The sequence below is a fragment of the Bradyrhizobium sp. 17 genome (assembly GCF_023073515.1).
GTDB classification, from domain to species: Bacteria; Pseudomonadota; Alphaproteobacteria; order Rhizobiales; family Xanthobacteraceae; genus Bradyrhizobium; species Bradyrhizobium canariense_D.
Map to the genome: position 1 here is coordinate 629,571 of NZ_JADPJQ010000124.1, position 13,645 is coordinate 643,215.

Consider the following 13,645-nt stretch of genomic DNA (forward strand, 5'->3'; position numbering starts at 1 on the left):
GACGGCAAGGTTGCGCTGATCACCGGCGCGGGCGGGGGGCTCGGTCAGGCCTACGCAAAGCTGTTCGCGCGGGAAGGGGCCTCCGTCGTCGTCAACGACCTCGGTGGGCCCCGTGACGGCTCCGGCGCCGACACATCGATGGCGCAGCTCGTGGTGGATGCGATCAAGGCCGAAGGCGGCAAGGCGGTCGCCAACGGCGCCGACATCTCCACCATGGAAGGCGGCCAGTCGGTGTTCGACGACGCCATCAAGCATTTCGGCCGCGCCGACATCCTCGTCAACAATGCCGGCATTCTGCGCGACCAGACCTTCGCCAAGGCGTCTGAGTCCGACTGGGACAAGGTCATCAAGGTGCATCTGAAGGGCACCTTTTGTTGCACCATGCCGGTATTTCGCTGGATGCGGGAAAACGGCGGCGGCGTCATCGTCAACACCTCGTCGACCTCGGGCCTGATCGGCAATTTCGGCCAGAGCAATTACGGCGCGGCCAAGGGCGGCATCTGGGGCCTGTCCAACGTGCTGGCAATCGAGGGCCGCAAATACAACATCCGGATCTGGACGCTTGCGCCGGGCGCGCTGACCCGCATGACCGCAGACCTGCCCCGCTATAAGGAGAACCCCGGCGCGGCGCTGGGTCCGGACGGCATCGCGCCGGCCGTGCTATACATGGTCAGCGACTTGTCCGGTGACCAGACCGGCAAGGTGCTGGGCGTGTCCGGGCCCCGCGGCGTGCGCGAAATGCGGATGATGGAAATGGACGGCTGGAAGCCGCCGCACACGGGCTGGAAGGCCCAGGACATCGCCGATCATGCCAAGGAGATCTTCTTCTCCGAAGAGCAGATCAAGATGGGGGCGCGGCGGTTTTAGCCATCGACAGAGAGAAACAAGGACAACGATGAAACTTACCGCCGACGCCAAGGGCACCTTCGCAATCGCGCCGACGCCGTTCCACGATGACGGCCGGATCGACGAGCGCTCGATCGACCGCCTGACCGATTTCTACGAGGAGGTCGGCTGCGACGGCGTCACTGTGCTGGGCATCCTCGGTGAGGCCCCGAAGCTCGATGCCGCCGAGGCCGAACAGGTGGCGGTACGCTTCGTCAAGCGCGCCAAGAAGATGCAGGTGATCGTCGGCGTCTCCGCGCCGGGCTTTGCCACCATGCGCTCGCTGGCGAAGGCCTCGATGGATGCGGGCGCGGCCGGCGTCATGATCGCGCCGCCGCCGTCGTTGCGGACCGACGACCAGATCGTCGGCTATTACAAGCAGGCGGCCGAGGCCATCGGCCCCGACGTGCCCTGGGTGCTCCAGGACTATCCGCTGACCTTGTCGGTGGTGTTCACCCCGGCCGTGATCCGCAAGATCGTCACCGACAATCCGAACTGCGTGATGCTCAAGCACGAGGACTGGCCGGGGCTGGAAAAGATCTCGACGCTGCGCAATTTCCAGAAGGACGGCTCGCTCCGGCCGCTTTCGATCCTCTGCGGCAATGGCGGGCTCTTTCTGGACTTCGAGATGGAGCGCGGCGCCGACGGCGCCATGACCGGCTATGCCTTCCCCGAACTCCTGATCGACGTCGTGCGGCTTTCGAAGGAAGGCAAGCGCGACGCCGCCCATGATCTGTTCGACGCACATCTGCCGCTGATCCGCTACGAGCAGCAGCCCGGCGCGGGCCTCGCCGTGCGCAAATACGTGCTGCAGAAGCGCGGCATCATCGCCTCCAGCGCCCAGCGCAAGCCCGGCGCCACCATCACGCCGGCGGCGAAGGCAGAGGTCGAGTACCTGCTGTCGCGCGTCGCCCGCGTCGACAAGCGCGCCAATCTCGGCCCGCAATCCAGCGCCGCAGGTTAATCGAATGGCCGAGGCATCAGCATCACGCCCTGCGTCGACGATCCTCCTGCTGCGCGACGGCGCGAAGGTCGACGGCAAGAGCCGCGACGAAATCGAAGTCTTCATGATGGTCCGCCATCATCAGATCGAGTTCAATTCGGGCGCGCTGGTGTTTCCTGGTGGCAGCGTCGATGCCGGCGATCAGGAGATCGTCAAGCGCTCCGACTTGTATTCAGGCGGCGAGGGCCTGAGCGAAGCGGATCGCGGCTTTCGGATCGCCGCGATCCGTGAGACCTTTGAGGAAAGCGGCATCCTGCTGGCGCGCTCGAAGGATTCGGGCACGCCTGTTGACGCCAGGCGCGCTGGCGAGATCGCCGATGCGCATCGCGTCGCGCTCAACGAGCACAAGATCAGCTTCCTGAGCATTCTGGCCGACAACGGCCTCCAGCTCGCGCTCGATACGCTCGTGCCTTACGCGCACTGGATCACGCCGGAGGGCATGCCAAAACGTTTCGACACCTGGTTCTTCCTTGCGGCAGCACCGCCCGACCAGCTCGGCGCGCATGATGGCCGGGAGTCGACCGACTCGATCTGGGTCTCGCCGCGCGAGGCGGTGGAGGGCGGCGAGAGCGGCCGCTTTAAGCTGCCGTTCCCGACAACGCGCAATTTGATCCGGCTCGCCAAGCAGGGCAGCGTGAGCGCCGCGCTCGAGCACGCCCGCGGCATGTCCGTCGTGACGGTGATGCCTGTCATGACCAAGACCGAAACCGGCCGTCAGCTCCGCATTCCCCGCGAGGCCGGCTATGACGGCGAGGTGTTCGAAGCCGGGGCGATCGGCTAGGACACTTCGACACAAAGCGAGGTATCTGCGATGGCAGGCGCGCTAGGTTCCGTCCCTGACAACCGGACGGGCGCGCAATATGGACAACCGGCAGAACAATCGGCAGGACAACAATATCGCCGTCGAGCTGGCGCTGCTCCTCGCGCTCGCGACGCTCTGGGGTGGCTCCTACACCTTCATCAAGATCGGCGTCGCCACCATTCCGCCGATCACGCTGATCGCGGCGCGCACAACGATTGCGGGCCTGCTGCTGCTCGCGATCATGTGGGCGCGGGGCATCAGGCTGCCGACGGATGCCGCGACCTGGCGACGCTTCGCCTTCCAGGCCGTGCTCAATAGCGTGATCCCCTGGACATTGATCGCCTGGGGCGAGCGCCACGTCGATGCCGCGCTTGCGACCATCCTCAACTCGGCCGGCCCGATCTTCACCTTCCTGCTCACGGCCGTTGTGACGCGTCACGAGGCGACGACACCGCGAAAGCTGGTCGGGGTGGTCGCTGGTATGGCCGGCATCCTGCTGATCGTCGGCGTCGATGCCTTCCATAATGTTGGAAGCGGCCTCGTCGCGGAGGCCGCGATCGTTGCCGCCACCATCTGCTACGCCTGCGCCGCGATCTTCGGTCGCGGCTTCAAGGGCCTCGATCCCATGGCGCCCGCGGCCGGCTCGTTGCTGGCGGGGGCGGCGGCGCTGCTCCCGGCCTCGCTCATCGTCGAGCAGCCCTGGACGCTGTCGCCCTCGCTGAGTTCCGTGCTGGCGCTGCTCGCGCTGGCGACCTTCTCGACGGCCGCGGCCTTCGTGATCTATTTCCGCCTGATCCAGACCCTGGGCTCGGTCGGCACCACCGCGCAGGCCTATCTCCGCGTGCCGATCGGGGTTGCCATCAGCGTCGCCTTCCTCGGCGAGAGCCTGAGCCGGACCGCCTGGATCGGCCTTGCCTGCGTCGTCCTCGGCGTCGCCGCCATGACTATCCCGGCCCGACGGCCGGCCGGCGTCAAAACGTCATAAAACCGGGGCCAAGGAGGCCGGCAGGGCTTCAACATTAAGGATATTCGGCGGCCAGACGCATGTTCCCCCGGGACTGCAATACGTCGTATATTGGAGCTCCAATGGCCCGGTCCACACATCACCAATGTCCGCCGAATTGACGCCGACCCCTGAGAAAAAGCGAACTTTCTCGCTCTCCATCGGCCAGCTCACGTTCGGCAGCTTCCTTCTGGTGCTGGCGGTGATCATCGTCACCTCGACCGCGAGCGTGATTGCGATCCGGCACATCGACACGACCTTCGCCGAGCTGCAGCGGCTGCAGAGCGTCGGCGACCTCGCCGAGGACATCGACCGCCGCATGAACGAGCTGCGGCTCGCCGCGCGCGACTTCGTCACCGACCCTGGCGCCGGCATCCAGTTCAAGCAGGTGGGCGAGGCGGCTTCGACGCTCAGTGACATCCTGAAGAAGACCCGCATCGAGCTCGTGCCCGAGCAGCAGGATATGATCGACGGCGTCAGCGAGCGGCTTGCGACCTATCGCAGCGGCCTGGAGCGGATCTCGACCTTGATCGACCGCCGCGCCCAGCTGCTTGCCGGGCTGCCGCCGCTCCGCGACCAGTTCGACGCAGCTGTCTCCGGCACTGCGGACCGAGAGCTGGCGTCCCGCCTGTCGGAAGCGCAGAGCCGGATCGCGCTTGGGTTGCTTGCGCGCAACCCGTCCGCGGCCGAGCAGGCGGCGCAGAGCATGCGGGCGATGGGCGTCACTGATCCCAAGCTCAGATCGGCGGTCAACGAGTACGCCGAGGCGATCATCGCGGTCGCGGTCCGTGAACGGCAGATCGCCGACATCGACCGCGAGGTGCTGGGAACCGAGGGTCGGCTGATCGGCCGTGTCACCGAATTGCTGCGCGAGGTCAGCGCCCGGCGCGGTCACGTGCTGTCGCGCGACTTTGCCCGCACGCTGACGGAGGCGCGCTGGCAGAGCATCGTGCTCGGTACCATCGGTGTGCTGATCGGCATTCTCGCGGCCGGCTTCGTGGTGCGGCGGACGGTCCGTCCGCTCGCCCAGATCGCGCGGTCGATCCGCGCGCTCGCAGCCGGCGAGAAGAACACCTCGATCCCGTCCGCCGACCTCGACAACGAGATCGGCGACATCGCGCGGGCGGCCGAAGTGTTCCGCCGTGCGCTGGAGGAGGCCGACACGGCACGCGAGGCGGCGGTGCGCGCACTGACCGAGCAACGCCTTGCCGAAGAGAGCTACCGGAAACTGTTCGAGGGCTCGGTCGACGGCATCTATGTCACGACGCCGGCCGGCGACCTCCTCAACGCCAATCCGGCGCTGGCGCGGATGATGGGCTATGACAGCCCCAAAGACCTCATCGACAGCATCAACGACATCGCCCACACCATCTACGTCAATCCCGAGGCTCGCGTCGAATATCAGCGGCTGATGGCACGCGACGGAATGGTGCGCGAGTTCGAATACCAGGTGCGCCAGCGCGGCGGCGACATCCTGTGGCTGTCCGACAGTGCCACCGGCGTCCGCGACGAGGCGGGCAACATCGTCCGCTATGAGGGCACGCTGCGCGACATTACCGACCAGAAGCGCGCGGAAGACGCCATTGCCGAAGGACGGCGCCTGCTCCAGCAGGTCATCGACACCGTGCCAGCGGTCATCAACGTCAAGGACCGCGACCTGCGCTACGTGCTGATGAACCGTTACATGGCCGGCATCTTCGGAATCGAGCCCGGCGATGCGCTCGGCCGCACCACGGCCGACCTGATGTCGCGCTACGGCGCGGCCAAGTCCGACGAGAGCGACAAGCGCGTGCTGACGCTGCGAAAGGGCCTCGGCTTCTACGAAGAGGAGTACATTGATTCTTCCGGCCACATGCGGCAATGGCTCGTCAACAAGCTGCCGTTGCTCGATGCCGAAGGCGAGATCGAGCGGATCGTCACCGTGGCGCTCGACATCGGCGAGCGCAAGCGCGGCGAGCAGGAGATGCGGAAAGCCAAGGAATCCGCCGAGACCGCGCTGCGCAATCTGCGCGAGACCCAGGCCTCGCTGATCGAGGCGGAGAAGCTGGCGGCGCTCGGGCGCCTCGTCGCCGGCGTCGCGCACGAGGTCAACAATCCCGTCGGCATCAGCCTCACGGTCGCCTCCGCGCTGGAGCGCAAGACCGCGATGTTCACCGCCGAAGTCGAACGCGGCGAGCTGCGCCGCTCCACGCTCAACGACTTTCTCCATACCAGCCGCGACGCGTCCTCGCAGCTCGTCGCCAATCTCAATCGCGCCGCCGAGCTGATCCAGTCGTTCAAGCAGGTCGCCGCCGACCGCAACTATTCGGACCAGCGCAGCTTCGATCTCGGTGACCTCACCGAGCAGGTGGTGATGAGTCTGCGGCCCGGCCTTCGCAAGCACAATCTGACGCTCAACGTCGAGTGCCAGCCTGATCTGACCATGAACAGCTATCCCGGACCCTACGGCCAGGTGCTGACCAATCTGTTTCTCAACGCGGTGGCGCACGCCTTCCCGGACGGCCGGCCGGGGACCATCGACATCCAGGTGCGCGAGTCCGGCAAGGACAATGTCGAGATCATCTTCTCCGACAATGGCTGCGGCATGTCGCTCGACGTCCGCCGCCGTGCCTTCGATCCGTTCTTCACGACGCGGCGCGATCAGGGCGGCACCGGCCTCGGGCTGCACATCGTCTACAGCATCGTCACGAACAGGCTCGGCGGACGGCTCGATCTGGATTCCGAACCGGGCAGCGGCACACGTATCCAGATCATCCTGCCGCGCGTGGCGCCGCTCGAGCAGGCCGCCGAATAGCTAGCGGTTTTCGAGCGAAGTGGATGCCGTTCGCGTGATGAAAACGCGTCGAATCAACAATTGAGAGCTTTGGTTGATTCAATCAGAACCGAAGTCCTAGTCGACCTCCGCAAGCTTGTGCAGCGTCGCGCCGAAAATCTGGCTGGCCTTGCCGACCAGCGCGGTGCCCGTCATGTCCCCGCGCGTCTCCGTGAACGTGCCGCTGACGCCGATGCCGACCGCGGCAGGCCCGCCGAACAGCGGATTGTCGTCGCCCCGCGGCGAGGTGTGACGCTGGACCAGCACCTCACCCTTGAAGGTGTTGTCCTTCACCGTGTAGCTGCCGGTGTAGTAGAGGTACGCATCGCCGCCAAGAATCTTGCCGTCGCGAAAAAGAATCACGCCGCTGCCCTTGCCGACCCGACCATCGAGCAGGTTCACGTGAATCGAATAGAGGCCGTTCTTCATAACGTCCCGAGGCCGGCCGCCATCGCCCAATGGCGTAACCGGTAGGGCATTTATGCCAAAGGGCATGCGGCCACGCAACGCGGCAGTTTGGCCGCCGACCTTGCGAGCTTGCCCGTGAGCCGTAATTGTCCCGGCTTGTCTATGACACCGCCATGACGGTCTGATCATGAAGCGAGGCCAGTCGTTGCGAATCAAGTTGGCCCGCGAAATGCATAACCATTGTTGCACTGGCCGCGGGGGGCTGGAGCAAGACAAACGTGAGCAACTGGATCGATTCCGGCGGCGAGAAGCCGCGTCTGTACAGTGTGCGTCCCACGATTTGCGAAACACGACAACGGCGGATCGGCGGCGCGGCATGCTGGCGAACCGTGGCGAGCCTAGCATGCGTCCTGGCCCTGATCGCACTCGCGGCCCCCTTCGGCCACGCGCGCGACCGCGGCCAGTTCGTCAACGCCAATGCCGAATTGAAGGCCTGGTTCGACGGACTGCGAAGCGGCAAGGGGCCTTGTTGCTCCGATGCCGACGGCTCGGCGCTCTCGGACACCGACTGGGACAGCAAGGACGGGCACTATCGGGTCCGCGTCCCGCGTTATGGCTACGTGATCGACGGCCGACCGCAGGAGCTCGTCTGGGTCGAGGTGCCCGAGGAGGCCGTGATCTCGGAGCCGAGCCGGGTGGGGCGCACCATGGTCTGGCCGATCTATGGCTACATGGGCGTCGCCGTCCGCTGCTTCATGCCCGGCAGCATGACTTGAGGCACGCCGGGAGGCAACGTCGCCCGGTGAGCGGCGCGCGCCGTGTCAGGTATATTTCTTGTCGCGCTCGAGCAGCTCGATGGAGATGCCTTCGGGGCCGCGGATGAAGCAGATGCGCACGCCGGGGCGGATCGTGGTCGGTTCGCGCGTGAAAGTGACGCCCTTGGCCTTGAGCTCGGCGGCGACGGCGTCGATGTCCTTCACCGTGAGACCGAAATGGTCGAGGCCTTGATGCGGGTGCGGCGGCGGCGGGTTGACCGCATTGTCGCCCTCGAGGGGCGCAATGAAGATCCTTGCGCCGCCGAGATTCACGTCGATCCGTCCGGGCGCTTGCACGATCTCGCCACCGAGGATGTCCCGCAACCAGGCCGCCGTGGCCTCCGGATCGGGGCTGCGCAGATGGACGTGATCCCAAGTGACGACTGGCATTTCGTGTTCTCCCGACGGATCTTGATGTTGCAGCGCATGTTAGCGGGCTCGGCCCGTGACCGCCACCGCTCTTGCCGACTCGGCAGCTGCGCGGGAACCTTAGTTCGCCTTCCGGATTAAGTAAGCAGTGGCCGAATCCGTTGTCGAAACGTGCTTCCGCTGCGATCGGTGAGGCAACCATGAGCGCTGGGTTTGACCGCATCGGGTTAGGGCGTTTCGCCGGGACCGGCGAACGACTGGCGCGGGCGGTGACGATCGCGAGCGTTTCATTTGGGCGAGGCCTGCTGTGGCTGTTGGCGGCCATCATCGTCGGTTGCGGCATCTGGATGCTGCTCCCCGTCTCCAGAGTCAACAGTGCCGAACCGGTGAGGTCTGACGTGGCAGCCGTCGAGACGGCGCCTTCGCGCGATGCGGTCGCCGTGTCGCCGGCCTCCGAAGCTCAGATTCCGACAATGGCAGAACTCGGCCGGATCAGGATTTCATCTCAGACCTGGCGCCGCGGCGGCCTTGGATCGAAGGCGCTGGTGACGCTCACGCTGCGCAACGACAACGACTATGCCGTAAAGGATGTCGAGATCGTCTGCGCTTTTGCGCGGCGTGATGGCAGTCATCTCACCGACCGCACCCGCGTTCTGGCGGATCCGGTCAGCATGAAGAGCCGCAAGACTTTTGCGCGCATTCCTGTCGGCTTCGTCAACGTGAATGCCGATCAGGCGAAGTGTTCGCTTGTGGCAGCACGCCGGACCTAAGGCCGGCAGTGCCGGGTAGCGGAAAAGTTACTGTCCTGGGGGTTGGCCGAAAAACTTGGCGTCGCCATTTGAACCGAACGGCTGGGCCAGGAACTAATTAAATGATCGCCTGTTAAGGCGGAGAGCCCACGCGGGGATGCGGCGGGCGGAGCGTGGCCAATGCCCATCTTTCGGTATTTCTTCTTCGTCGGTGGAGCCTTGCTCGCACTGCTGTTCGCGGCGAACTACGTTCTGCCGACTTCGCCTGTGACGCAGGCTATCGCAACCGCAAGCAACGAACAGCCGTTGATTCGGATCCGGTCCGATCGCCACCTGCCGGAGCGTGTCGTACTCGACACCAGTCAGCCGACGCTTGCCGCCCCTGCGGCGAAGATCGCCGCCGTCGCGGCTCCCCAGCCGCCCGTGGAGAGCATGTCACCCGCTTTGGCCGAGATATCAGCCAAGGCGCGGGTCCGCGAGACGTTCGCCCAATTCACGCCGGCCGCGAAGGCCGATACCGCTGCGGTCAAGAAGACCGAGGCCAAGACGCAAATTCAGCCGCAAGTTCAGGCGCAGGCCCAGCCTCCTCAGACCCCGGCGCAGCAGCCCAAGCGCAAGGTCGCCAGAACGCATCCGGTGCCGCAGCAAGGGCGGCCGATGATGGTGATGGCGCAGCAGCCGCATTTCGGCTTCTTCAACAGCACCTGGTGAGGGCGGGTCTGACCCGTCCCGAATCGAGGCCGGAAGGGCTTTTTATTGGCCGGCCTCTCTGCTAATTCGAACCCATCCGAACGTCGCCCGGCCTGCTGGCTCGCCAGCAGCTATCTGGGGCGTCTCGGTTACGGTCCAAGATCTGGGCCAGGGCGCTCGTAGCTCAGCTGGATAGAGCATCGGATTTCGATTCCGAGGGTCGGGAGTTCGAATCTCTCCGAGCGCGCCACTTGCAGGGCCAGAGTTTTCTCGGATCTGGCGCGAGGCCGTGAGCCGCCTCTATTTGCCTTGGATCTTCAGCCCGTTGGGACCGACATTGATTTGCAGGCCATCGGGCTGCTTCTTCGTCTGGTAGAGATTGTAGCCGAGCACGGCCGCCGTGACGACCAGAGCACCGATGATCAGAAACAATACGTTGCGGCTGATAGACATTTTTTTCCTGAACCACTTGGTTGACGGCGAGAAAAAACCCGCGTGTGGGGCGCGGGGTGCTTCAGTGCGCCGCCGGCGCACTGCTTGGATAATTCGGTTCGAAGGAACTGGTTCCCTTGAGGCGCGCGCCGCGTCGGAAGGCCGGAGCCTATCTGGTCAGCGCGCCGTCGGACCGGCTTGCCGGCCCCGTGCCAGCGTGTCGGACGGCGCTTCGTGGAAGGTCGCGCGGTAAGCTGCGGCAAACTCCCCCAAATGGTGAAAGCCTTGGGCGCGCGCGCATGTGGCGACGTTGGCACCCCCGCCTTTGAGAAGGCGAGACCGCGTCGCCCACAATTTTTTCAGGCGAATGTATTGATGCAGGCTCATGCCACGCACCTTGCTGACGGCGCCGCCGAGCGTCCGGATCGAGACGCCAAACTCGCCGGCGAGATCGGCGGTATAGATCGGAGCAGTCGGATGTGCTGCGACGTAATCGTCGATCCGCTGCACGAGTTTGATCGACCGCTCGCCCTGGACGGAGGCACTCCGGTCCGAGAGCGAATCAATGCGAAACAGATCGTCGAGCGCGAGCAGCAGGCCTTCCTGGAGATGGGCGGCGACCTCGGTCGTTTCGAACAGGGCCGGCTGCACCGACGCGGTTCGCAGAATGTCGAGCAGGAGCTGCCGAATGTGGAGCAAAGCGGGGCGGTTCGCGACATAGGCCCGCAAGTCGTCCGCCTGATCGAACCAGCCCCGGTCGCTCATGCCGGGTGAGAAGATGATCATCGCATGATGATTGGTCCGGCGCTCGACGAAATGGCATTCATCGCTGCCGCGGAGCGCGATGAAGAAACGCGCGTCCAGATCCATGCCCTTGGAATTGACCTGAAGGTCGTCCGTCATGGGCAGGATCACCATCCCCCCGGGCATCCGATAGGCGGCGTCGAGGATGCGCGCGAACGAGCGCATCATGACGATGCGGCAGCCGGGCAGGGAGACGACAGCACGAGCCGCCGCGAAATTCCGAACGTCGAGCGGAATGCTTCTCGCATCTTCCATCGACTCGATCGGCCGAAACGCATCGACGTCGGCAAAGCCGATCAATTGAAGCGCCGAGGATGGGGCGAGGGCGTCGAACAACATGCGTGCGACCGGCTGCTGCAATATGACAATCAAATGAACGTCGGAACATCGCCATCAATGGCGAAACATCGCGCTTCAGTAAACCGGATTCCGGGCCGTAGTATTGCGGACATCATGGCATGAAGCTTGGCGGATCGGTGTCGTCGTCAACGATCTCGAGTCATCGGCTGGCCGGAGGCGAGGTCGATGAAATGCAGCCGCGTGCAGGCGGGACAGGCGAAGGAGGCAAAGCTCTGTGCCTCCTGTCTCAGTTGCTTCTCCAGATGTGTCTGCACATTCATGCCCGTCTGGGGACATCGAAAAACGATCAAATCGACCATCGTCGGAGAATGACGGCGTGCCGGATTGCGTCTTTGATCTAGATCAGTTTTGGAATGACTCCAGACCAACATCCTTGATCTCGCAAAAGCGAAGGGGCCCCGAAGGGCCCCTTTAGAATCACCAGCGGCGATAGCGTGGTCCGTAATAGCGAGGGCCACCGTAAAAGCGCGGTGCATATCGGGGACCGTAATAGGGCCGCGGGGCGTAGTATCCATAGTAGTTCGGGCGCCAGAAGCAGCGTCCCCAGGCGTCACAGACCATGCGGACCTGCTCGACGTCGGAGACCTGCGGCGTCGCAGGAGCAGGCGCGATGGGCATGGCGGACGCCGCCGATGATGCGACCAACGCACCCAACACGGACGCGGCGACGAGGCCAATTCTAAGCTTCATGATGTCTTTCTCCGCTTACGCAATACAGGGATATCGAAGTTTGTTCTGATCAAATTGTGGCGGGACCGAAATGTAATGCTGATGAACAGGTCTTCAGCCCAGCCCGCCGCAGGCCTGACCTTTAGCTCCGCCAGACTATCCCAGGTTCGCGCTCTTGACCAATGCTGCGCTTGCTTTGCGCTCCGCAGGACATCGCCGCCATCCTTGATCCCGCGCAATTCGTTGGTGCAGCTTCGTCCCTAAGCTTGGCGTCGTGGCCAGCTTTCGAGCATTTCGATGAGCTGGCTAGCGAGGTGGCTTTGGAGCTGTGCAATGGACAAAATGAGAATCGACAAGGGTGACTGGCTGGTCGTGTGCGACGGGCGCAAGGCGCATATTCTGGAAAACCTCGGCGACGAGATGTTTCCGAACCTCCACACCAGGGAGGTGCACGAACAGCCCAAATCCCTCGACCGGTGCGCAAGGGACCGACGCGCCGGGCAGGCTTCACGGCGCGGCCGGTAGCACGCGCAGCTCGGTGGAGCAGACTGATTGGCACGACGAGGCCGAGCGCGCCTTCCTGCGCGGCCTGGCCGGACGGCTCGATGCCGCCGTCAGCTCAGGCGAGACCTCGGCCTTGACCATGGTGGCCTCGCCGCGTGCGCTTGGGATGATTCGCGCCGATTATTCGGATGTGGTGCGCAAGGCACTCCAGGGCGAGGTCGGCAAGGACCTCGTCAAACTGCCGGTCTACGAGATCGAGAAGCAATTACTGCTGTCCGCGCCGCCAAATAGCGGCCCCCGCAGAGGACGCGCCTGCACCCCTCAGAAGCAGGGGTGCCGACGGCGGTCCTGGCCGACATAGGCGGCTGCGCTCTGGTAGCAATGGTTGGTCGACGGGCCGTCGTAAAAGGCGAACGTCCCGGGCGTGATGCCGGGCCCGTAATTGTGCAGATAGCTGATCGGGTAGGGCAGCGGGTTCGGGTAGTGGCGATGGTACCGGTGGTATCCCCGCGCCTCTGCGAGGCCAGGGGCAAGGATTGCGGCCGACAGGGCTGCAATCGCGGCTACAAGCTTCAACTTGCTCATCTCGAATCTCCGGAACCCGCACGAATAGGTCGGCTGTTTATAGCCAGTTCGGGCGGCCGGAACACCCGTCTGCAGCCAGGAAATCGACGCCAATCCCGCAGATTCCCGGGTGGGTGTGACAGAATTGCCGGTTCTGTGGTCCGGACTTGCCCATATTTGGCCTTTTCGAGATGCTTAACGAATTCCCCACACAAGTATGACCAAAGAGAATTAGCTCAAGACTCCTGTTGCCGGCTTCTTGGGGTCCATAGACCGGTCCATTCCTGAAGGCTTTCGCCGTCACCTCGCCATGCGCATCACGCTTCTGAGCCTGCTGTTGCTCTCGGTCGTTGCCGCCACGCCGGCGCGGGCCGAGCTGCATATTACCCGCGACCACGGCGGCTATGTCGAGGAGTACAAGGCCAAGTACAAGCGCGTCCGCGAGAAGGGCGAACGCGTCATCATCGACGGCATCTGCAACTCGGCCTGCACCCTGGTGCTCGGCATCGTGCCGATGAACAAGATCTGCGTGACGCCGCGAGCCAGCCTCGGCTTCCACCAGGCTTACTACGACAAGGCCTTCACTTTCGGCATCAAGGTCACCAGCGCGGAGGGGACGTCCGACCTGATGGCCTACTACCCCGACACGGTGAAGGACTGGATTCGCCGCAATGGCGGGCTCACCACCGACATGAAAAAGATCAAGAACGGCGTCGAGCTCTGGAAGATCATCGATCCCTGTCCGGACGAATGGTGAGCCGCTGAGCCGTCCGGTC

Annotated in this window: 15 protein-coding genes, 1 tRNA gene and 1 pseudogene; 11 read left to right on the plus strand and 6 right to left on the minus strand. The window is 64.3% G+C overall.

All coding sequences use genetic code 11. The annotated features are described in order from the left end of the window. The 5 genes from IVB13_RS33260 to IVB13_RS33280 all read left to right on the plus strand — a co-directional run. Positions 1–867: SDR family oxidoreductase (locus IVB13_RS33260; protein ID WP_247491373.1), on the plus strand; the 867-nt coding region annotated here is incomplete at its 5' end. A gap of 28 nt (positions 868–895) precedes the next feature. Beyond that, positions 896–1,849 carry a dihydrodipicolinate synthase family protein gene (locus IVB13_RS33265; RefSeq protein WP_085384246.1) on the plus strand — a complete coding sequence of 318 codons (954 nt, stop codon included), beginning with the start codon at positions 896–898 and terminating at the stop codon, positions 1,847–1,849. 4 nt (positions 1,850–1,853) lie between these two features. Beyond that, positions 1,854–2,669, plus strand: a complete 816-nt coding sequence (locus tag IVB13_RS33270) for an NUDIX hydrolase (protein WP_247491375.1) — start codon at positions 1,854–1,856, stop codon at positions 2,667–2,669. Between the two features lie 79 nt (positions 2,670–2,748). Next, entirely contained in the window at positions 2,749–3,675 is a 927-nt protein-coding gene (locus IVB13_RS33275) for a DMT family transporter (RefSeq protein WP_247491377.1), read from the plus strand. Between the two features lie 124 nt (positions 3,676–3,799). After that, complete coding sequence (locus tag IVB13_RS33280; RefSeq protein ID WP_018455290.1) at positions 3,800–6,487, plus strand: PAS domain S-box protein; 2,688 nt, start codon at positions 3,800–3,802, stop codon at positions 6,485–6,487. Positions 6,488–6,583: 96 nt separating this feature from the next. Here the strand turns inward: IVB13_RS33280 and IVB13_RS33285 are convergent, their stop codons facing one another. Beyond that, entirely contained in the window at positions 6,584–6,934 is a 351-nt protein-coding gene (locus IVB13_RS33285) for a GrlR family regulatory protein (protein WP_018455289.1), read from the minus strand. Positions 6,935–7,191: 257 nt separating this feature from the next. On the opposite strand from IVB13_RS33285, the gene IVB13_RS33290 reads away from it, so the two are divergent. After that, entirely contained in the window at positions 7,192–7,689 is a 498-nt protein-coding gene (locus IVB13_RS33290; RefSeq protein ID WP_018455288.1) for a hypothetical protein, read from the plus strand. Between the two features lie 45 nt (positions 7,690–7,734). Here IVB13_RS33290 and IVB13_RS33295 read toward each other — a convergent pair whose 3' ends face one another. After that, a complete protein-coding gene (locus IVB13_RS33295; RefSeq protein WP_018455287.1) occupies positions 7,735–8,118 on the minus strand; it encodes a VOC family protein in 384 nt (127 codons plus the stop codon). A 179-nt stretch (positions 8,119–8,297) separates the two neighbouring features. Here IVB13_RS33295 and IVB13_RS33300 point away from each other — a divergent pair, with 179 nt between their 5' ends. The 3 genes from IVB13_RS33300 (at position 8,298) to IVB13_RS33310 (ending at position 9,786) form a co-directional block, all read left to right on the plus strand. Next, complete coding sequence (locus IVB13_RS33300) at positions 8,298–8,867, plus strand: hypothetical protein (protein ID WP_247491380.1); 570 nt, start codon at positions 8,298–8,300, stop codon at positions 8,865–8,867. A 159-nt stretch (positions 8,868–9,026) separates the two neighbouring features. Next, positions 9,027–9,557 (plus strand): hypothetical protein, encoded by a 531-nt coding sequence (locus IVB13_RS33305; protein WP_085384250.1) that lies wholly within the window; start codon positions 9,027–9,029, stop codon positions 9,555–9,557. A 152-nt stretch (positions 9,558–9,709) separates the two neighbouring features. Further along, positions 9,710–9,786, plus strand: a tRNA-Arg gene (locus IVB13_RS33310). 50 nt (positions 9,787–9,836) lie between these two features. On the opposite strand, the gene IVB13_RS33315 is transcribed toward IVB13_RS33310, so the two are convergent. The 3 genes from IVB13_RS33315 to IVB13_RS33325 form a co-directional block, all read right to left on the minus strand. Further along, positions 9,837–9,989 (minus strand): hypothetical protein, encoded by a 153-nt coding sequence (locus IVB13_RS33315; RefSeq protein WP_018455284.1) that lies wholly within the window; start codon positions 9,987–9,989, stop codon positions 9,837–9,839. A 156-nt stretch (positions 9,990–10,145) separates the two neighbouring features. Further along, positions 10,146–11,111: a helix-turn-helix domain-containing protein gene (locus tag IVB13_RS33320; RefSeq protein WP_026232916.1), complete on the minus strand. Its 966-nt coding sequence runs from the start codon at positions 11,109–11,111 to the stop codon at positions 10,146–10,148. Between the two features lie 438 nt (positions 11,112–11,549). Continuing rightward, positions 11,550–11,822: a hypothetical protein gene (locus IVB13_RS33325; RefSeq protein ID WP_247491382.1), complete on the minus strand. Its 273-nt coding sequence runs from the start codon at positions 11,820–11,822 to the stop codon at positions 11,550–11,552. A 312-nt stretch (positions 11,823–12,134) separates the two neighbouring features. Here IVB13_RS33325 and IVB13_RS33330 point away from each other — a divergent pair. Next, a pseudogene (locus IVB13_RS33330) lies at positions 12,135–12,576 on the plus strand (host attachment protein); the annotation flags it as partial. A 50-nt stretch (positions 12,577–12,626) separates the two neighbouring features. Here IVB13_RS33330 and IVB13_RS33335 read toward each other — a convergent pair. After that, positions 12,627–12,890 (minus strand): hypothetical protein, encoded by a 264-nt coding sequence (locus tag IVB13_RS33335; protein WP_247362432.1) that lies wholly within the window; start codon positions 12,888–12,890, stop codon positions 12,627–12,629. 289 nt (positions 12,891–13,179) lie between these two features. Between IVB13_RS33335 and IVB13_RS33340 the strand changes: the two genes are divergently transcribed. Next, positions 13,180–13,626, plus strand: coding sequence for a hypothetical protein (locus IVB13_RS33340; RefSeq protein ID WP_007603109.1), 447 nt, complete (start codon positions 13,180–13,182; stop codon positions 13,624–13,626). Positions 13,627–13,645 lie beyond the last annotated feature (19 nt).

Coding starts and splice junctions, on each gene's coding strand:
- IVB13_RS33320 (WP_026232916.1), bottom strand. CDS start 11,111: ATGTTGTTCGACGCCCTCGCCCCATCCTCGGCGCTTCAATTGATCGGC.
- IVB13_RS33280 (WP_018455290.1), top strand. CDS start 3,800: ATGTCCGCCGAATTGACGCCGACCCCTGAGAAAAAGCGAACTTTCTCG.
- IVB13_RS33300 (WP_247491380.1), top strand. CDS start 8,298: ATGAGCGCTGGGTTTGACCGCATCGGGTTAGGGCGTTTCGCCGGGACC.
- IVB13_RS33340 (WP_007603109.1), top strand. CDS start 13,180: ATGCGCATCACGCTTCTGAGCCTGCTGTTGCTCTCGGTCGTTGCCGCC.
- IVB13_RS33275 (WP_247491377.1), top strand. CDS start 2,749: ATGGACAACCGGCAGAACAATCGGCAGGACAACAATATCGCCGTCGAG.
- IVB13_RS33315 (WP_018455284.1), bottom strand. CDS start 9,989: ATGTCTATCAGCCGCAACGTATTGTTTCTGATCATCGGTGCTCTGGTC.
- IVB13_RS33335 (WP_247362432.1), bottom strand. CDS start 12,890: ATGAGCAAGTTGAAGCTTGTAGCCGCGATTGCAGCCCTGTCGGCCGCA.
- IVB13_RS33295 (WP_018455287.1), bottom strand. CDS start 8,118: ATGCCAGTCGTCACTTGGGATCACGTCCATCTGCGCAGCCCCGATCCG.
- IVB13_RS33305 (WP_085384250.1), top strand. CDS start 9,027: ATGCCCATCTTTCGGTATTTCTTCTTCGTCGGTGGAGCCTTGCTCGCA.
- IVB13_RS33265 (WP_085384246.1), top strand. CDS start 896: ATGAAACTTACCGCCGACGCCAAGGGCACCTTCGCAATCGCGCCGACG.
- IVB13_RS33270 (WP_247491375.1), top strand. CDS start 1,854: ATGGCCGAGGCATCAGCATCACGCCCTGCGTCGACGATCCTCCTGCTG.
- IVB13_RS33325 (WP_247491382.1), bottom strand. CDS start 11,822: ATGAAGCTTAGAATTGGCCTCGTCGCCGCGTCCGTGTTGGGTGCGTTG.
- IVB13_RS33285 (WP_018455289.1), bottom strand. CDS start 6,934: ATGAAGAACGGCCTCTATTCGATTCACGTGAACCTGCTCGATGGTCGG.